The sequence below is a fragment of the Microbacterium sp. BWT-B31 genome (genome assembly GCF_041379855.1).
Taxonomy (GTDB): Bacteria; Actinomycetota; Actinomycetes; order Actinomycetales; family Microbacteriaceae; genus Microbacterium.
Window position 1 is genome coordinate 126943 of record NZ_JBFECU010000010.1, and the last position, 18103, is coordinate 145045.

At 68.6% G+C, this 18103-nt stretch carries 22 protein-coding genes; 4 read left to right on the forward strand and 18 right to left on the reverse strand.

Annotation, left to right across the window (positions count from 1 at the left end; translation table 11 throughout):
• Nucleotide 1: 1 nt before the first annotated feature.
• From AB1K54_RS11920 to AB1K54_RS11940, 5 genes are read right to left on the reverse strand one after another with little or no spacing between them, the layout of a single operon-like run.
• Nucleotides 2-160: a hypothetical protein gene (locus AB1K54_RS11920; protein ID WP_371202970.1), complete on the reverse strand. Its 159-nt coding sequence runs from the start codon at nt 158-160 to the stop codon at nt 2-4.
• Nucleotides 157-894, reverse strand: a complete 738-nt coding sequence (locus tag AB1K54_RS11925) for a RibD family protein (protein WP_371202971.1) — start codon at nt 892-894, stop codon at nt 157-159. Before AB1K54_RS11925 ends, AB1K54_RS11920 begins: the two co-directional genes overlap by 4 nt.
• The gene (locus tag AB1K54_RS11930) at nt 891-1946 is read right to left on the reverse strand and encodes a glycosyltransferase family 4 protein (protein WP_371202972.1); all 1056 of its coding nucleotides are present in this window, start codon (nt 1944-1946) and stop codon (nt 891-893) included. The genes AB1K54_RS11925 and AB1K54_RS11930 overlap by 4 nt, the downstream gene beginning before the upstream one ends.
• Nucleotides 1943-2338, reverse strand: a complete 396-nt coding sequence (locus AB1K54_RS11935) for a 6-pyruvoyl tetrahydropterin synthase family protein (protein ID WP_371202973.1) — start codon at nt 2336-2338, stop codon at nt 1943-1945. Before AB1K54_RS11935 ends, AB1K54_RS11930 begins: the two co-directional genes overlap by 4 nt.
• Nucleotides 2335-3315, reverse strand: coding sequence for a zinc-binding alcohol dehydrogenase (locus tag AB1K54_RS11940; RefSeq protein WP_371202974.1), 981 nt, complete (start codon nt 3313-3315; stop codon nt 2335-2337). The genes AB1K54_RS11935 and AB1K54_RS11940 overlap by 4 nt, the downstream gene beginning before the upstream one ends.
• Nucleotides 3316-3543: 228 nt before the next feature.
• On the opposite strand from AB1K54_RS11940, the gene AB1K54_RS11945 reads away from it, so the two are divergent.
• Nucleotides 3544-4611 (forward strand): FUSC family protein, encoded by a 1068-nt coding sequence (locus tag AB1K54_RS11945; RefSeq protein ID WP_371202975.1) that lies wholly within the window; start codon nt 3544-3546, stop codon nt 4609-4611.
• 216 nt (nt 4612-4827) lie between these two features.
• Nucleotides 4828-5577 (forward strand): GTP pyrophosphokinase family protein, encoded by a 750-nt coding sequence (locus tag AB1K54_RS11950; protein ID WP_371202990.1) that lies wholly within the window; start codon nt 4828-4830, stop codon nt 5575-5577.
• 187 nt (nt 5578-5764) lie between these two features.
• On the opposite strand, the gene AB1K54_RS11955 is transcribed toward AB1K54_RS11950, so the two are convergent.
• From AB1K54_RS11955 to AB1K54_RS11985, 7 genes are all read right to left on the reverse strand, one after another.
• A complete protein-coding gene (locus tag AB1K54_RS11955; protein ID WP_371202976.1) occupies nt 5765-6601 on the reverse strand; it encodes a triose-phosphate isomerase in 837 nt (278 codons plus the stop codon).
• Complete coding sequence (locus AB1K54_RS11960) at nt 6601-7077, reverse strand: ribose-5-phosphate isomerase (protein WP_371202977.1); 477 nt, start codon at nt 7075-7077, stop codon at nt 6601-6603. Before AB1K54_RS11960 ends, AB1K54_RS11955 begins: the two co-directional genes overlap by 1 nt.
• 1 nt (nt 7078) lies before the next feature.
• Complete coding sequence (locus tag AB1K54_RS11965) at nt 7079-8791, reverse strand: dihydroxyacetone kinase family protein (protein WP_371202978.1); 1713 nt, start codon at nt 8789-8791, stop codon at nt 7079-7081.
• A complete protein-coding gene (locus tag AB1K54_RS11970) occupies nt 8788-9576 on the reverse strand; it encodes a cyclase family protein (RefSeq protein WP_371202979.1) in 789 nt (262 codons plus the stop codon). Before AB1K54_RS11970 ends, AB1K54_RS11965 begins: the two co-directional genes overlap by 4 nt.
• Nucleotides 9573-10895, reverse strand: a complete 1323-nt coding sequence (locus tag AB1K54_RS11975) for an MFS transporter (protein WP_371202980.1) — start codon at nt 10893-10895, stop codon at nt 9573-9575. The genes AB1K54_RS11970 and AB1K54_RS11975 overlap by 4 nt, the downstream gene beginning before the upstream one ends.
• 97 nt (nt 10896-10992) lie before the next feature.
• On the reverse strand, nt 10993-11760 hold the full coding sequence (locus AB1K54_RS11980) for an SDR family NAD(P)-dependent oxidoreductase (protein ID WP_371202981.1): 768 nt from the start codon (nt 11758-11760) through the stop codon (nt 10993-10995).
• 41 nt (nt 11761-11801) lie between these two features.
• The gene (locus tag AB1K54_RS11985) at nt 11802-12773 is read right to left on the reverse strand and encodes a sugar phosphate isomerase/epimerase family protein (RefSeq protein WP_371202982.1); all 972 of its coding nucleotides are present in this window, start codon (nt 12771-12773) and stop codon (nt 11802-11804) included.
• A 113-nt stretch (nt 12774-12886) separates the two neighbouring features.
• Here AB1K54_RS11985 and AB1K54_RS11990 point away from each other — a divergent pair, with 113 nt between their 5' ends.
• Nucleotides 12887-13594: a GntR family transcriptional regulator gene (locus AB1K54_RS11990; protein ID WP_371202983.1), complete on the forward strand. Its 708-nt coding sequence runs from the start codon at nt 12887-12889 to the stop codon at nt 13592-13594.
• Between the two features lie 142 nt (nt 13595-13736).
• On the opposite strand, the gene AB1K54_RS11995 is transcribed toward AB1K54_RS11990, so the two are convergent.
• The 5 genes from AB1K54_RS11995 to AB1K54_RS12015 form a co-directional block, all read right to left on the reverse strand.
• Nucleotides 13737-14777 (reverse strand): O-acetyl-ADP-ribose deacetylase, encoded by a 1041-nt coding sequence (locus tag AB1K54_RS11995; RefSeq protein WP_371202984.1) that lies wholly within the window; start codon nt 14775-14777, stop codon nt 13737-13739.
• Between the two features lie 50 nt (nt 14778-14827).
• Entirely contained in the window at nt 14828-15091 is a 264-nt protein-coding gene (locus tag AB1K54_RS12000; protein ID WP_371202985.1) for a transposase, read from the reverse strand.
• A 36-nt stretch (nt 15092-15127) separates the two neighbouring features.
• Nucleotides 15128-15673 (reverse strand): DDE-type integrase/transposase/recombinase, encoded by a 546-nt coding sequence (locus AB1K54_RS12005; RefSeq protein ID WP_371202986.1) that lies wholly within the window; start codon nt 15671-15673, stop codon nt 15128-15130.
• Nucleotides 15670-15960 carry a transposase gene (locus AB1K54_RS12010; protein ID WP_371202987.1) on the reverse strand — a complete coding sequence of 97 codons (291 nt, stop codon included), beginning with the start codon at nt 15958-15960 and terminating at the stop codon, nt 15670-15672. Before AB1K54_RS12010 ends, AB1K54_RS12005 begins: the two co-directional genes overlap by 4 nt.
• Before the next feature lie 109 nt (nt 15961-16069).
• Nucleotides 16070-17188, reverse strand: a complete 1119-nt coding sequence (locus AB1K54_RS12015; protein ID WP_371202988.1) for a DUF1524 domain-containing protein — start codon at nt 17186-17188, stop codon at nt 16070-16072.
• A 314-nt stretch (nt 17189-17502) separates the two neighbouring features.
• On the opposite strand from AB1K54_RS12015, the gene AB1K54_RS12020 reads away from it, so the two are divergent.
• A complete protein-coding gene (locus AB1K54_RS12020) occupies nt 17503-17979 on the forward strand; it encodes a hypothetical protein (protein ID WP_371202989.1) in 477 nt (158 codons plus the stop codon).
• Here AB1K54_RS12020 and AB1K54_RS12025 read toward each other — a convergent pair.
• A partial coding sequence (locus AB1K54_RS12025; protein WP_371202991.1) for an integrase core domain-containing protein occupies nt 17976-18103 on the reverse strand: 128 nt, incomplete at its 5' end. The two genes, AB1K54_RS12020 and AB1K54_RS12025, sit on opposite strands and share 4 nt — an antisense overlap.

Here is an 18103-nt window from a genome sequence, read left to right on the forward strand (position 1 = left end):
CTCACCAGCGACCGAAGCACTGGTCGGTGCTCGAGGCGATGATCCCGAGACCGGTGCGGGTCGCCTTGTCGAACAGCGCGGCGAAGGATGCCTCGAGCCCGCCGCCTGCGACCCGCGAGGGCCTGCCCCCCGGCGGCGCGCTCCGAGCGGCCTGCCTCATCGTGAGGAGGCGGGCCGCTCGGTCTTCTGCCGCCGTGGCGACGGCGGCTCGCCGAAACGGTCGGACAACGCGTAGCGCAGCAGCACGACGTCGTCGATCCGGCAGGTGTCGGCCAGCCGCGCACGCCGCGTGGACGTCCACGGGAAGCGCCCCGACCTCACGAAGCGCGGCGCCTCCGACTCGCCGACGAAGAAGGGCGCCACCACGAGGTTCAGCTCGTCGGCCAGGTCGTCGACGAGGAACTGCGTGAGCAGGCGCCCGCCGCCTTCGACCATGAGCCGTTCGACACCGCGCTCGGCGAGGCTGTCGACCACGTGCCGCATCGTCACGCACGACTCCACAGCGACCACCGTCGCGACCCCGCCCAGCCGCGCCTCGACCTCGCGGGCGCTCTCGCGCGGACAGTACACGAGCTTCTGGACCTGTCCCTCGGTGAAGAACTCGCATGCCGCGGGCAGGTCGCCGCTCGCGGTCACCGTCACCTTGATCGGCGAGAAGGTGCGGCCGTCGGCGAGTCGGAGCATCCGTCGCCGCTCGCTGCGCACGAGCAGCCGCGGGTGGTCGCGGCGCACCGTCGAGGCGCCGACCATGATGGCGTCGCTCTCGGCCCGCAGCTGATCGACGCGGTCGAAGTCGGCCGCGTTCGACATCGCGAGCTTGGCAGGCAGCGCGCTGTCGAGGTACCCGTCCATCGACATGGCGCAGCTGAGGGTCACGTAGGGTCGGTTCGTCATGGCGGCCACGCGAACAGGTCCTCGTGCCGCACCGAGGCGAGCGCGGCCTCGACGCGATCCACCGTGTCGTTCCATCGCGGAAGGGCGGATCTCGTCCGCAGCGCCGCGTCCCTCAGGCACGCCCGCCACGCCGGATCGTCCATCCACCGGCCGAGCGCCCGGCTGAGCGCGACCGCGTCGCCGGGGGGCACCAGCACCGCGCCGCGCGACCCGGCGACGGTCTGCGGAATGCCTCCGACGGCGCTGGCGACGACCGGGATGCCCCGCCCCAGCGCATCGGCGACGACCATGCCGTAGCTCTCCACGCGCGAGGGCGCCACCACGAGGTCGGCGCGCGCGTACACGCTGTCGAGCGCGGGCCCGTCCAGCACGCCGACCATCGCGATGCGGTCGGCGAGCCCCGCGTCGACGACGGACCGGGCGACGCGGTCGGCGAAGGCGGGGGATGCGGCGAGCGACCCGGCGATCGTGCACCTCCACCGCGGGTGCGGGTCGAGCATCCGCAGCGCGTCCACCAGCACGTCCTGTCCCTTGTGCGCGGCGACGACGCCGACGCACAGCAGGGCGCCGCCGGTCGCGGTGCCGCTCGTGACCGGCGCGGCGGCCGTTCCCGGCAGCGCCACCGCGACCCGCTCCGGCGGCAGCCCCTCGCGGCCGGTCAGCTCGGCGCGGGTCCACTCGCTCGTCGTGATCACGCTGCGCGCCGCCCGGAGCGCCCGGCGCTCGCCCTCGACCGATCGCGGGTCGGCGCCTGGGAAGGCCGCGCTGACCATATGCGCCAGCACGACGATCCGAAGCCGCTGGGCCTCGCGCTCGACCACGGCGGGCACCGCCCCCGCGACGAGCCCGTCGACGAGCACCAGCGCCTGCGCGGGCAACGTCGACAGGGCCGATGCCGCGGCCGAGGCATCCGTCTGCATGATCCGCACGTCCCACCCGCGCGCCGAAAGCCCCGCCGCCACACGCAGGTCGTACACGTTGCCGCCGCTGGCCCGGAGCGGATCGTCGACGCCCTCGGGCACGACGAAGCACAGCGCGCGGGGGGCCGTCACAGCGCCACCTCGTACGACGCCCACGCGATGTGCGACTCGTGCAGCGTCACGGCGATCCCGCTCAGCCGCGCGTGGCCCAGGGCGCCTTCGCGCAGCGCCGCGACCAGCCGGTCGGCGATGACGCCGCACAGCCGCTCGGTGGTCGTGTTGACGCCCGCGAACGCGGGCTCGTCGTCGAGATTCCGGTACGACAGCGACGACAGGATGCCGCGCACCGCCTCGGAGGCGAGCCCGATGTCGACCACCACGCCCTCGCCGTCGAGCGCCTCTGCCCGGAAGGTCGCGTCGACCACGAACGTGGCCCCGTGCAGGCGCTGGGCGGGACCGAACGTCTCGCCGGTGAGGCTGTGGGCGATCATGATGTGGTCGCGCACCGTGACGGAGTAGGTCATCCGGCGTCCCTCCAGTCGATGGTGTGGCACAGTCCCGGCAGCTGGCCGGACGCGATCGCCGCCATCACCGCCGGCAGGTCGCGCCAGGACGAGCTTCCGGTCAGAAGCGCGTCGAAGGCGTCGTCGCGCAGCAGCTCAAGCGCGAGGGCGAGCCGGTCCCCCGCGCCGCGGGTGCCGCGCCGGCGCGGCGACACCATGCCCACCTGACTCGAGCGGATCGTGAGCCGCCGCGCGTGGAACGCTCCGCCCAGCCGCAGCGCGACCACCCGATCGCCGAACCAACTCGCCTCGACGACCTCGCCCTCGACGGCCGCAGACTCCAGGGCGAGCTGCAGGCCGTCCTCGGAGCCACTCGTGTCGATGACGAGGTCGCGGTCGCGCGGCGCGTCGCCCGGCGTCGCGAAGGCGGCGCCGAGACGCTCGCACACGGCCCGCTTCTCCGGATCCACGTCGACGACCACGACGTCCACACCAGGGATCGCGCGGGCGAGCCGCGCCACCGCCGTGCCGATCATGCCGGCCCCGACGATGCTCACGCGATCGCCGACGAGGGGCGCGGCATCCCACAGGATGTTCACCGCCGTCTCGACCGTGCCGGCGAGCACCGCACGACGGGCCGGAACGTCGGAGGGCACCGGCACGACCGCTCCACGCGGCACGACGAAGGCGGACTGGTGCGGAAAGAGCGTGAACACCGTCCGCCCCGCCAGCTCCGCAGGCCCCCGCTCGACGAGCCCGACGTTGAGGTAGCCGTACGCGACCGGCGCGGGCAACGCCCCCTGCTGGAACGGGGCGCGCATGCGGTCCCGCTCGCTCTCGGGCACCTCTCCGCGGAAGACGAGCGACTCGGTGCCGCGGCTGATGCCGGTGAACTGCGTGCGCACGAGCACGTCGCCGGGACCGGGCTCCGCGATCTCGCTCGTGCGCAGCGCCCCCACCCCCGGGCTCTCCACCCAGAACGCCGTTGCGCGGCTCATCGCGCCACCATCCGCGCAGGAGCGTCCGCGCACACACGACCCGCGTCGACCACGGTGCGCGCGATGCCCATGAGAACGCAACGGTGCGCGCGATGCGAAACGTTCACCTCGCCCCCTTGCCGGCTCGCCCCGGCGGGCGGATGCTCCGCCAGTACGCCCCACTTTCCCGCGTCGCGGTCGTGCTCGCCAGGGGGTTGCGCCGTGGCGCAACTGTGGTCGGATGGACCGGTGGCGAGATCGCACTGGACCCGCGCGGGCATCGAGGCGCTGCGCAGCCTCGTCCGGTTCCATCCGTCGCCGGTGCGGCGCTGGCCGCTCGCCCTGCAGGCCTCGCTCGCGATCGCCGTGCCGATCGCCGCGGCGACGATCGCCGGGGAGCCGCGGGTGGGCTTCCAGGCATCCGCAGGCGCCTTCATCGTCATCTTCGGGTCGCAGCTGCCGACCGTCGAGCGGGCCAAGCTGCTGCCCGTCCTCGGCGCAGGGCTGTATCTGTGCGCGGCGCTCGGCCTGCTGGCCGCGTGGTCGGAGGTCACGCTGCTGGTCGGGCTGTTCGCCGTGACGGTCGCCTCGGCGGCCGGCGTCTACGGTCGCTCGCTCGGCGCCCCGGGGCCGGTGTTCTTCGTGCTCGTGTACGGGCTGTCGGCGCAGGTCGGCTCCGCCGGCTCGCCCACCGGCGCGGTCACGCTGCTGCTTGCGCTCCTAGCGGGGCTCGTCATCGCCTACCTGATCGCCCTGGCACCGCTCGTGCGGCGCCAGGGCCGGCGCATCCGCGCACGACCGCTCGCGCGCATCGCACCGGCGACGGCTCTGCGCGGTCCCGTCGGCGCGCTGTTCGCGCGCGCGGTCGCCGTCTGCGCCGCCGGAGTCGCGATCGGCGCCGTCGTCGACCCGCATCGCGCCTACTGGATCGTCGGAGCGGGCATCGCCGTGATCGGCGTGGCCACCAGGCGCCAGCTCGCGCTGAACCGCGGCATCCATCGCGTGATCGGCACCCTCGCCGGGGCCGGGATCTTCCTGCTGCTGACGCTGCTGCATCCGTCAGGACTGTGGCTTGCGCTCCTCATGGGCGTGCTGCAGTTCGCCGTCGAGATCTTCGTCGTGCGCAACTACGCCCTCGCGCTCGCCTTCATCACGCCCCTCGTGCTGCTGCTGACCAGCGCCGCGACCGGCCAGGTCGATGCATCCGTCGTCTGGGCGCGCATCGTCGACACCCTCATCGGCGCGGCGCTCGGCGCGGCGAGCGGTCTGGCGCACGCGCGCTCCGACGGTGAGCGGGCAGGACCGCCGCCGCGCTGACCGAGCCGCAATCGGTCGATCCGCGGCGCATGGCGCCGGGTGCCCAGCGCATGCGGTCGCCCGGCTTGCGGGGCTTGTCTAGACTCTCAAGCGCGTGAGCCACCCCGGTGCAGCCCCATCGGCTGGCGGGCGCAGAGACAGGAGTCCGATCATCGACCGGTGCGGCAGTGCACAGGAACTCGGCGGGCGTCCGTGACGGCCGACTCCGGCGACGGGATGCCGCCCCCCGCCGACAAGGACCTGCTCGCGTTCGCCCGGCAGATGCGGGAGGATTTCGCGCGCTTCATGATGGAGCACCGATTCGCGGTCGACGAGGTGCTCACGAAGGTGACCATCCTCCGCGAAGAGTTCATGCACCTGCACCGCTACAACCCCATCGAGCACGTCACCTCGCGCGTCAAGAGCGCGCGGAGCATCCTCGAGAAGGTCGTCCGCAAGGGCGGCGAGCCGACGCTCGCCGCCATCCGGGCGCAAGTCACAGACATCGCGGGCGTGCGCATCACCTGCAGCTTCATCGACGACACGTACCGCGTCCTCGACGCGCTCACCTCGCAGCACGACATCCGCGTCCTCGAGATCGAGGACTACATCGCCCACCCGAAGCCCAACGGCTACAAGAGCCTGCACGTGATCATCGAGATCCCCGTGTTCCTCTCCACGGGTCCCGTGCCGGTGGTCGTCGAAGTGCAGATCCGCACGATCGCGATGGACTTCTGGGCCAGCCTCGAGCACAAGATCCGCTACAAGTACGACGGAGACGTGCCCGCGCACCTCGCCGCCGAGCTCGCCGACGCCGCCAAGGCCGCGGAGCAGCTCGACCAGCGCATGGAGCAGCTGCATGCGCTGGTGCACGGCCCGGCGTCCGGACCCGACGCGGACACCGAGGCTTCCGACCTCGACGACGCCCTGCTGCGTCAAGCATGGGAGCTGTCCAGGCGGGTGGCAGGCGGCGGCGCGACCACCTGACCTGCGAGGGCGAGCCGGGTGGAGATCCGCGTCGATGGTGTGCAATCGTCGACGGCACCCTCCACCCCCGGAGAGCAGCCGAAGGACGGCGACCTGGCCGAATGGCTCGGCGTGAGCCGCGCCCCCGCCGGCGAGGCCCTGTTCCGCCTCGCCGCAAGCGGGCTGTTGGTCGCCCAGCCGGGGCGGCCTACGCCCCCATCAGCCCTCGACTCCACTCAGCTGACACTCGGTGCCCGGCTCGCAATGCGCGGCCAGATCGTGCATCTGCTCTGCGCTTTGCGAGGATGGATGCTTCGTCGAGCACCGCGAGGAGGTTGTCGGGGTCGTGAGCGAAGCGACCGAGGAAGAGTCCGTCGACGGCGTCACCGATGTCGGCGAGCATGCCGGGCCCGGCGCAGCCGCCGTAGATGACTGCCGAACCGTCCCGCCCCGGCATGCGGTCGAGTTCGGCACGAAGCGCCGAGGCGACGGCGACGATGCGATCAGCGGGCGCCGGTTCGGCCGCGCCGATCGCCCACACCGGTTCGTAGGCGACGATGACGGAACCGGCTGGGGCACCCTCGAGCGCCACGCGCAGCTGAGCGATCGCGGTGGCCGCGGTATCCATCGCCCGGTCGGTCTCGCCGATGCAGAGCACGGGAGTGATCCCGTGGGCGAGGGTCGTTCGCGCCTTCGCAGCGACGACCTCGTCCGTGTCGCCGAGGAGACGGCGGCGTTCGGCGTGGCCGATCTCGGCGACTGCGACGCCGATCTCGGCCAGCTCGGCGGCCGTGACTTCTCCCGTGTACGCGCCGGGTTCGAACTGCGATACGTCCTGGGCGCCGACGAGCACACGGGTTCCGGCAAACGCGGTGAGGGCGTCGTCGACCTGCAGATAGGTGGGGACGACGAAGCATCGGACGGCGCCGCCGACCACGGCGGGGTGCATGGCGGCACACGCGGCAGTGGTGGTGAGCCATTCGCGGGCCCGCGCGTTGCCGAAGTACGTCTTGAGCGACACGCCGATCGTGACCGTCGTGTTCATCAGCACAGCCCCGTGGTCTCGTACCGGCCGATGACGGCGACCTTCTCGGCCGAAGAACTCGTGGTGTCGAAGCGGTAGGTGAGCCACTCGCGCACGTTGCGGCGCGCGAGCTCGATGCCGCCGACTCGCTGCCCGATGCAGAGCACCTGTGCGTCGTTCGACAGGACGGACCGCTCGACCGAGAACGAGTCGTGTGCGGTGACGGCTCGGACACCGGCGACCTTGTTCGCTGCAATCGCAACGCCCAAGCCCGTGCCGCAGATCAGCAGTGCTCGATCGGCGTCGCCGCTGGCGACGAGTTCGGCGGCAGCGATGGCGACCTTCGGGTAGGCGGTGTGGCCGTCGGCATCCACTCCCACATCGACCACCGACGCGACGAGCGGGTTGGCTTCGAGATCCTTCTTGAGGATCTCCTTGTAGTCGAAGCCCGCGTCATCGCAGCCGATCACGAGCCGCAGGGGGGTCAGGTCGCTCATGTCAGGTCTCCTTCAGGACGTCGATGAGAGCGGTCGCGACGAGCGCGAGGCTGATCGCTCCGGGGTCGGGTGTGCCGATGGCGTGCTCTCCGTGCGTGCGGGCACGGCCCATCCGGGGCAGCAGCTCCGCGGTCTGCGCGGCGGCCAGGGTCGAAGCCTCCGACGCCGCCGCCCACGCCTCGGCAAGTGACGCTCCAGTGTCGATGGCCTGCGTGAGCGTCGTCGCGAACGGCACGAGCGCGTCGACGAGGGTCTTGTCGCCCACTTCGGCCTTGCCGTAGTCGGTCACACCATGCGCTCCGGCGGCGATGCCTGCGGCGATGTCCGCAGAGCAGGGTGTGCCGGTGTCGCCGAGCTTCTCGGCAATCCGGGTGAGGATCACGCCCCACAGGGCGCCAGAGGTGCCGCCTGCTCTGTCGGACCAGCCGTCCGCGGCGCGCTCCAGCGTGGTGCGCGCGCCGGCGCCCTTCTCGACGGCCGCGCGCGCGGCGGCGAGCGCCGCGTGCGAGCCGCGCTGCATCCCGATCCCGTGGTCTCCGTCACCGGCGATCGCGTCGATCCGGCCGAGTTCCGCGACGTTGTCGTCGATCGTCCGCACGATCGCGGCGACCGCGGCCAGCACCGTCCGGGCGACGGAACGCGATTGGTCGTCGGAGTCGGGGATGCCTGCCTCGGCTTCGACGGGGGTATCCAACCCGACGGAGGCACTGCGCACCGCGACCGTCCCGCGCCGATAGGCGGGGGTGTCGACGGGGTGCTCCCACAGGGTCGCGAGCTCGTCGTCCAGCCAGAACAGCGTCAAGGACGTGCCGGCCATATCGAAGCTCGTGCAGAACTCGCCCACGTGCGGGTCGATGATGTCGAGGCCCGCATCGGCCAGCAGCTGTGCGATGCGCCGGTAGACGACGAACATCTCCTCGTGCTTCAGCGATCCGAGGCCGTTGAGCATCGGGATGACGCGCCCGTCCGCCCCATCGGGACGTTCCTCGAGCAGCCGCGACACGAGCAGTTCGGCCAGCTGGTCGGCAGTCGGGATGCCGGCCTCATCGATGCCCGGCTCACCGTGAATGCCCAGTCCGATCGCCATCCGTCCCGCCGGCACCGTGAAGAGCGGTTCCAGAGCGCCTGGGAGGGTGCAACCGGTGAATGCGACCCCGAACGACCGGGTTCGCTCATTGGCCTTCGCCGCTACCGCCGCCACCCCGACGAGGTCGTAGCCTGCCTCCGCAGCAGCGGCCGCGGTGCGAAACACCGTCAGGTCTCCCGCGATCCCGCGCCGCTTGTGCTTCTCGTCCAGGCTCGCCGACATGACGTCATCCGTCACCGCCACCGTCGCGGCAGCAACGCCCTCCGCCCGGAGGCGGTGCTGAGCGGCCTCGAAGTTCAACACGTCACCGGCATAGTTGCCGTAGGAGAAGAACACGCCCCCGCCGTTGTCGGCGGCCTTCGCAACCGCGAGCACCTGCTGAGTGGAGGGTGATGCGAACAGGTTGCCCATCGCAGCGCCATGCGCGAGTCCGGGGCCGACGAGGCCTCCGAACGCGGGGTAGTGGCCCGCCCCACCGCCCACGACGACCGCGACCTGGCCCTCCGGCGACGCCGTGGCGCGCACGACACCGCCCGTTACGCGCCGCACGTATCGGCCGTTGGCCGCCACGAAGCCATCGATCATCTCGTCGGCGAAGTCCGCCGGACTATTCCACAGACGCGTCATCGCACGATCGCGAGCGGTCGTACCGGCGAAGCCGTAGCTCCTTGAAGCTTCAGCGGGGAGCACACGAATTCGAACTCGTAGCAGGAGATCTCGGCGAGCGGTTCGAGGTGGATGCTCTCGATGATGTGCACACCAGCCCGCACGAGCAGGACGATGTGACCGGGTAGATCGCCCAGCACCGGGTCGACGAATCCGGGCAGGTCCCATCCGACGTTGTCCGCGCCGACGGCGACCGGGGCCTGAGCAGCGAGCCATTGCGAGGCATCGGACCCGATGGCGGGTCCGTCGAAGTAGCGCTGGGTGTCACGCCAGAACCGTCCGTTGCCGGTGCGGATCAAAAGGGTGTCGCCGGGCTTGATCGTCGTGCCTTGGCGCTGGAGGCATTCCTCAAGATCCGCGGCTGTGACGAGGTACTTCTGAGGAATCACGTCGATGCCCAGTGCGGCGGGGACGTCGAGCATGACGCCGCGTGAATAGATCGGACGCAGGGTCTCGATGCCGAGCTTGGTGAAGCCTTTCGGCGTCTGCGTCGAGACGTCGACCGCGACGTCACCGCACATCAGCATGCCTTCGGCCTGGTGGCAGAGCGCGTCGATATGGGTTCCGGAATGATCCGAGCAGATGAGCATCCCTGCCGCACTGGATCGTGCGTTGGGGTTCTCCCAGTCCTGGTGTCGGCGGTGGAGGAAGAAGGAGTATCCCGCCTGCTGATGGGCCGGATGCAGGGGCATACCCTCGAATCGCGGTTGCTCGAGATCGAGAACCGTGACGCCGAACGCCGTCATGAGTTGACCCCCTCGAGGGATCGGTCGACATGGGCAACGTGGCGGCGCGGACCGACGGTATACAGAATTGCTGCAGCGATGAGCGCAAGGGCCGCGAGGAACAGAAGCCCGAGCTGATTGCTGCCCGTGGTCTCCCGCACCCAGCCGAGCGCGAACGGTCCGACGAAGCCTCCGAGGTTTCCGATGGAGTTGATCACCGCGATGCCGGCGGCTGCTGCGGTGCCTGTGAGCCGCGCGGACGGGATGGTCCAGAACGTGCCGTTGCATCCGTAGATTCCGGCGGCGACCAGGCACAGAAGGCCGATCGCGATGACCGGTTCGGTGACAAACGCGCTGGCGACGAGGCTGACGGCGGCAACGAAGGCTGGGATGGCAGTGTGCAGACGGCGCTCGCCCCGCTTGTCCGAGCTGCTGGCCACCAGCACCATCACGACTGCGGCGAAGAGGTAGGGAATCGCCGTGATCCAGGTCGTTGCAGTCGTGCCCTGATGAGCGATCTCCTCCACCATCTTCGGGAGCCAGAACCCCAGTCCGAGGAGGCTGGCCACCGTTCCGAAATACGCCAGGCTGAGCCACCACACCAGCGGTGTCCGGAGTCCGTCACGGAGAGTGTGCCCGCCCGTTTTCTCAGTCGCCGTCGCCTCGGCTGCGAGGACGTCCGACAACGCCGCACACTCGTCCGCGGTCAACCACTTGACATTCCGTGGCGAGGCCGGCAGAAGAACGAGAACCAGGATTCCGACGACGATCGCCGGGATTCCTTCGAGCACGAAGAGCAGCTGCCATCCGGCGAGGTTCCACATTCCGTCGAGGCTGAGGATCCATCCCGACAGCGGCGCGCCGAGGAGGCCCGACAGCGGGATCGCCATCATGAAGAGTGCCGTGGCTCGACCGCGCTGATGCTGAGGGAACCACGTGGCCAGGTAGAGAATGACGCCGGGGAAGAATCCGGCCTCAGCCACGCCGAGGAGGAAACGGAGCACGTAGAAGAACCACTCGTTGCTCACGAGCGCCATCGCGGTGGACAGGATGCCCCAGGTCACCATGATCCGGCAGATCCAGACTCGGGCGCCGAACCTCTTGAGCAGCAGATTGCTTGGCACTTCGAAGAGGAAGTACCCGATGAAGAAGATGCCGGCACCGAGACCGTACGCGGCATCCGATAGTCCGATGTCGGCATTCATCGTCAGGGATGCGTAGCTGACGTTCACCCGATCGAGGAAGGCGATGATGTAGCAGACGAAGAGGAAGGGAATGATTCGGAGCATCGCCTTCCGCACGGCCATCCCGAGCAAGGGCGAAGCAGCGGTCGTCGTCATGAGTGCACTCCATTGGGCAGGGCGCTGTGAAGCGCCGATGGTTTGGGGGGATGTGGTTTCGGGAAGGGTTGTGGTTTCGGTCCGGTCGGTCGCGGGGTCAGTGCATGTAGAGGCCCCCGTCGACATTGAGCGTCTGCCCGGTCACGAAACCTGCGTCCTCGCTGATGAAGTACGCGACCGCCGCAGCGATGTCGCGCGGAGTCCCGATACGGGGTAGGACGCCATCTGCGGCCATCGCGCTCTTGCGCTCATCTGTCAGCGTCCCGCCCATGATGTCGGTGTCGATAGGGCCGGGCGAGATGGCATTGACGGTGATTCCGTAGTGCCCGAGTTCCCGAGCCAGACTCCGCGTGAGACCGATGACGCCCGCCTTTGACGCGGAGTAGGCGGTCTTGCTGAACGTTCCCCCGCCACGCTGCGCGGAGACCGACGAGAGATTGACGATGCGGCCCACGCCGTGCTTCAGCATGGCTTCCACCGCACGGCGGGTGGTGTAGTGAACGCCGTTCAAGTTGATGTCGATGACTCGCCGCCACTCTTCGTCCGTGACATCGAGGTACGAGACCGGCGACGCTACGCCGGCCAGTCCGACGAACGCGACAATCGGCGGAAGTGCGGCCTCGAGGGAGTCGAACGCGGCGCGCACCTGGGCGTTTTGGGACACATCCGCGCCGACTGCCTCAGCGAGGACGCCATGGTCAGCCGCGATGCGGTCGGCCACCTCTCGTGCGGCATCGACGTCGCGATCAACGATTCCGATGTGCCAGCCTCGCGCGGCGAGGTAGTGCGCCGTTGTGCGGCCGATGCCCCGTGGCGACGCAGCACCGGTCAGGATGACAGTACGTGATTCCGGGAAAGCGGTCATGGCGATTCCTTTTGAGAGGTCCGTGATCTTTGTGGGCTGGGTTACGGTGTGCTCACCAGATGTGGATCCCCGCCCGCGATCGCGCCGCGCAGCACGGAGCGGATGTAACGCGCGTTCGTCTCGCACGCGCCCAGGCTGTCTCCGCCGTAGTGTTCTGTGACGATGATGCCGCGATAGCCCATGGCGACGGCATCACGGATGACGCGCCGGTAGTTGATCAGACCGTCGGCGAGAGTCGAGGGGACGGCGCTGATGAACTGCCCGTCGGCGGTTTCATCGCGGGTGTAGTTCTTGACATGCCAGTAGTTGGCGTAGGGAAGCGTGGCGGAGTACACCTCCTGCCAGTCCTCGATCGGTCGATGCAGGCGGATGAGGTTTCCGACATCGGGGTTGAGCCCGACATTGTCCAGACCGACATCTTCGATGAACCTCACGGCTGATTCGGCCGTGCCGAGGTACGTGTCTTCGTACATCTCCAGAGAAAGCGGGAGCCCGACTTCGGCTGCGTGGTGGCCAAGGTCCCGGATTCGCCGCACGGCGAGGTTCCACATGTCCGGGTCCTCGGGGTCCACCGCCCCCTGGGCGGACCAGAACCACAGTGCTTCTCGCTGCGCCGGGGTCAGAGGCTGATGCAAGCCGGTGGAAACCAGTTTCAGCCCCCATCTCGCGGCTGCGTCGATGGTTCGGTGGGCGTATTCCAAGTTCGCTTCGCCGCGACCTGGTTCGATGACGCTCTTGCGTTGCACGTGAACTGACGAGAAGCTCACCCCGTGGCGGGCGGCTGAATCGAAGATCTCTGCAGTGCGCTCGCTGCCGAGATCTGCCGGTCGCACGTGGCTGTCTGCCAACTCGAGTGTCGAGAGCCCCATTCCGGCGATCTGAGCAAACGCATCGTCCCATGTCGATATGGGCGCGTCGTGGAAACCCCGACCGTCGTCACCGACAGCGGGGATGCCGTGCATGCACGCTGCTATCGGCCATTCGGTGGCGCTGGGTGCTTCCGTGTCGCCCATGAGATCTCCTTGCTTATTATCGATCCTATAGGAACTATGCCACACGAACTTGGAAGTGGGAAGCCGAAAAGGTGATCGATCATCTATGATTGGCAATCAAAGGATGGATCACCATGAACGCGAGCGAGGACCCTGCGCGAGGCATCGAGCGCCGAGGGCTGCGGGATCAGGTGTATGACCTGATCCTGGAGCGACTGCTGGCAGGAACGATCGAACCGGGTGCGCGACTGTCCATCGACACCACCGCCCGCGAACTCGCGGTCTCACCCACGCCTGTCAGAGAGGCGATGGTGCAACTCGAGCGCACTGGACTCGTGGCGCGCGAGCCGCTCAAGGGCTACCGAGTGATGGAACCCCTCGACGCTGAACAGCTCAGTGAGCTGTTCAGCGCCCGGATCATGCTAGAGACCACCGCCGTGACCATGGCCGCAGCAACGGACAGACAATGGATTCCTGGTCTTCGCTCTCTGCACGCAGCGCACATTGAGGCCGGCGATCGCGTACGCGACGCGATGACGCGCGGGCCCGTTCCGGTCCAGTTGACGCAGGAGTACTTCGCGGCCGACATTGCATTTCATCGCCAGATATTCGCTGCGGCACACAATCGCTACATATTGGACATGTACGACGGGCTCGCAGCATTGACGCACCAGATGCGCGCCGCCGCACTATCCGGACCACGCGATGTAAGCGAGGCGACCGAAGAGCATGCGGCAATTCTGCGGGCCTTCTCTTCGGAAGAGCCTTTGGACGCCATCGACGCAATGCAGACGCACATGCAGAACGCGCGCGAACGCTCGCTCACTGCCGCGGCTCCCTGAAGCCCACCTGGAACGTCTGCCCGCCAAGAGTCGCGGTTCGGTGTCTCGAGTTCTCTTCAGACCAGCGGTGCACACCCGACGGGTGCCGCGACGAACACGGCAGCGGTCATCGCATGGCAGCATCCCGGCCTGGATCGGCGGCCTATCCCTTGCCCCACTGGTCACCGCGCAACGCACGTGGCGGCGGCTCGATGAGCACGCCACTGCCCCACCCCACCTCCCACCCTCGCGAGTCGTCGAAGTACTCCGCATAGGCGATGGGCAACGAGTCATACTCGGCGACGAGGCCGATCAGACGCCGGTACCACGCGGCATAGTCAGGGTCGCTCACCGGATCGCTCAGCCACGGCCACGCCGCCACGATGAGGTCGGCGACGGCCGTGACCTCGGTCGCCTCGTCGACCGTTGCATCCAGGAAGTCGGGGCCGCTGCCGGTCGTGTAATCGACAACCATGCTTTGGTTTCGGAAGGTCGGGAACCTGCTCGACTCGTCGAAGTTGTCGGCCGTCGCGATCGAGACGTGCCAGTACAGTCCGGAAGCGCTCATCCCGGGATGAATGCGCACCTGTTCGAATCCGCGCGCGTGCAGCTCCCCCACAGCCTCCAAGATGCGCCGCGGGGTGCCCCGTCCTTGGCGGAATCGCATCGCGGCCCGTGTCGCGTCGTCAAAGGCGACGAGGTTCACGGCTTCGACAAGTGTGTCGGTGCCCCAGATCGTCTCCAGCGCGGCGTCGATGGCGTCCTGTTTCGGCCAGCCGTAGACGCCCGCACCTATGAGGGGAAAGGCAACCGTGCGCGCGCCGAGCTCGTCAGCGACCTGGAGACTGCGGCGATAGCAGGAATCGAGCAGCGCGCGGTCAGTCTCGCCCGAGCGGAAGTCGGGCCCCACGGCATGGATGACCCACTTCGCCCGCAGGTCGCCGGCCGTCGTCCAACCCGCATCACCGGTCCTGAGTCCGTTCGGAAATCGAGCGATGCAGTCCCGCAGGATCGCCGGACCACCTGCCCTGTGGATCGCGCCGTCGACACCGCCGCCTCCCCGCATCGCGCGGTTCGCGGCATTCACGATCGCATCAACCGGCTGGTGGGTGATGTCGCCCTGGACAACTGTGACCTGCGGCAATGCTCTGACTCCCGGGTTTGCGCGATCCTTACGCAAATCCTTACGCAAAGCCGAACTCAATGTGAAACCGATGGCCCATGATCTCCGTGTTTGCGGGGGATTGGGCTGTGTCAGCTTTCGTAGACGGTCTCTTTGTTGATCAGGCCGCGGCTGCGGTCTGACGTGTGTGCTCGGCGTTGACGTCCGCAGGGGTGCGGTAGCTGAGCCGCCCCCACGGTTGTCATCCCGGAGCCGCGCTTCAAGGCCCACTCCCGCAACGCGCCACGGGAGATCCCCAGATCCGCCGCGATGCCCTTCAACGTCTCACCGGGCGTCGACTCGTACAAGTCCACCGCCCGCTGCCGGAACTCGTCCGTGTCGTTCTTCCTTGCCATCCCTTGGATTCTCGCTTCCCCAGCACCGTGCTGAAATCAGCGTGTCCAAGACCAGGGGTCAAGCGCCGCGCTGATCAGTTCGGTGGGCATGTGCGGGGCCATCGCCCACCCCACGACCATGCGGGAGTGCAGGTCGATCACTGTCGCCAGATACAGCCATCCCTCCCCGGTCCGCAGATACGTGATATCGCCGACGCGCTTGGTGCGGGCGGTGTCGGAGGTGAAGCCGGGGCGGGCCTCGGCGTCGTCGACGGGGATCGTGGTCCGCTTCTTCGTCCGCGGCTGCACGCCCGCGATCTGCTGCCGTCGCATGATCGCGCGGATCATGCCCTCCGACGCGGGCACGCCACCGGCAGTCAGGTCCGCATGCACCCGCCGGTGCTCGTTCACCCCGTCCGATCCGGTGTGAGAGCCGATCACCGCCGCGGTCACCGCCGCGCGCCGCACCTGCGCCGCCGACAGTGCTCCTCGCCGGGACACCCAGGCGTAGTAGCCGGCGCAGGACACCTTCAGCATCTTCGCCATGAACTCGATCGCGTGGTGAGCCTTCTCCGCATGCATCAGCGCGAACTTCTCGTTCACGGTAGCGTCTTCGCGAAGAAGGCCGCGGCTTTCTTCAGGAACGCGTTCTCCTCCGCCAGCCGTCGCACCTCGGCCTCCAACGCCGCGACCCGCGCCGCCTCGACCGGCAGTGGCGCGGTCGAGGGGTCCGGGTGCAGCCCCCGGTACGTCTTCACCCAATAGCCCAGCGAGCTCTCGTTGATCCCGAGCTCGCGAGCAACCTGCGCGATCGACCGGCTCCCGACCACCACGAACTGCACCGCGTCAGCTTTGAACTCCGCAGTGAACTTCCTGCGAATCGTAGACATCGACTCCCGCCGACCCTTCCTGATAACGACTGTCCACAAGAAGTGTCACACCCCGTCTTTGGTCTAGCGAGCTCGGACGCTTCGTCCGTGAGTGCGAAGAACGGACGATCTACGTGTCGCAGCCGATGCCGTCCTTGTCGCGGTCCAGATGCGGCGCGTATCCGGGCTGACCCTGATAGATCGGTGCCGCGCCAGCAGCCCGAACCGCGTCGCAGTTCTTGTAGTACACCTCGACCGGCGCTGGGGCGGGGGCCGGCTCGACCGGCGCTGGGGCGGGGGCCGGCTCGACCGGCGCTGGGGCGGGGGCCGGCTCGACCGGTGCCGGCGCGGGCTGCGCCGGTGCCGGCTCTGCCGGGGCAGGCTGCGCGGGAGCAGGGTCGGGTTGCGCAACGATGGGGACAGCCTCGACCGGCGGCGCGGCAGCGTAGGTCGAGGTCACGGCGGGCTCGGTCGGGCAGGTCTGGAGGACCTGCTCGATGGCGTCGCGCTCGGCTCGTGTCACCCAGAGTCCGTAGGTCGCTTTCACCGACACCTGGCGTGCGACGTAAGTGCAGCGGAACGTCTTGTTCGCCGGCAGCCAGGTCGCGGCATCCCCATCGCTCTTCTGCGCATTCGCGGGACCGTCGACCGCGAGCAGATTCAGCGGGTCGTTCGCGAACGTGGCGCGCTGGTCTGCTGTGAGTTGCTGGGCACCCTTCTGCCACGCGTCCGACAGAGCCACGACGTGGTCGATCTGCACCGCGGCAGAGGTGGACTGCCCGCGCACGAAGCTGATTGTCTTCGCCGTGTACGGGTCGGCGAGAGTGCCGGTCAGCACCTTGCACGGGCCGGAGAGCGTCTCGTCGGTGAGGTCGCGGGCGAGGATGTCGTTGCGGGTGTCGCATCCGTTGCGGTCGGTGTCCAACCACTGTTGCCCGAACTGGTCGCGGTCATAGCCGGTCTTGGGTGCGCGACCCTTCACCTGCAACGTCGCCAGCACCGCGAGCGCGGTCTGGTCCGCGGTGACCCCGCTGTGCGCGGCGGTCTGCGCCTGTCCGGTGAAGGGCTGCGTCGCGGTCTCATCGTCGACGGACTCGACTGTCGGCTTCGGCGACGGTGGCGAGGTCTTTGCCGGCGTCGCCGCGGGCGACGTGGGTTCCGCGGTCGCGACAGTGCGTGCGGCTCGGCCCGCTTCGGCCGCGCTCGGGTACACGACCGTCGTTACTCCCCCGGCGGCGAGGAATGCCACAGCCGACGCCGCAGTCCAGACAACCGCGGTCCGCCGCGACGGGAACCGAAGCCAGGTGCGCTTGTTCTTCGCGAGAGCCACAATCCCGGTGATCAGCACGACGAGAGCTACGGCGCTGATGATCGGAGCTAGACGCGACCGCGCCGCAGATGGTAACGACCATACGCCCCGAGACCTTCAGCGCGCGTCGCGTCCCATTCGCCGAGCTACCCCCCGCCGTTCAGGGCGCGACCGTGCGACGACGCGGATGGCCGTTCCCATGGGTGCAGCACCCGACCAGGGGGCGCGACTGGGTCGGCGAGGAAGTCACGAGCATGCACCCGGAGACGTGGCAGTTCTTCGAGAGCGGGCAGTTCTTCGACTGCCGCGCCATCGCCGACTACGGACCCGACCCCGACGGTTTCCTCGATGAACGTGAGCCGATCAGTGGCCACCTCCCAGTCTGGTTGCCGCTTCTGCATTTCACCGAAGTGATCGAGTTCGCCGGCCGCCTCCAGCGTGCGCACTTCGCCGAAGAACGACTCAACGTCAACCTCGCGCTGCACAACTTTCGTCGCTTCGTGCTCGTAGTCGCGCACCGATCCCGATCCGGCCTCCACGACACCTACGCCTACAACGACAACGTCTGGGACTACGAGATCCTCCTGTCGCCGGAAGACGGCCTCATCAACCCGCGTGAGCTTGCAGTCGATGCTGCGCTCGACCTCCTGCACCGCTTCAACTGGCGGGGCGTGACCCGAGAGATTCTCCAGGGCCTCCAGATCGAGGCATTCGGACCCGACCCGCACTAGATGTTCTTCCCATTGACGTTGTGGACGCGGTCGATGGGTGCTTGGCCTCCGATGCCGGTGTGGGGTCGATGGTGATTGTAGTGGTGCAGCCAGGCGGGGTAGCTTGCGGCTCGCTGCTGGTCTG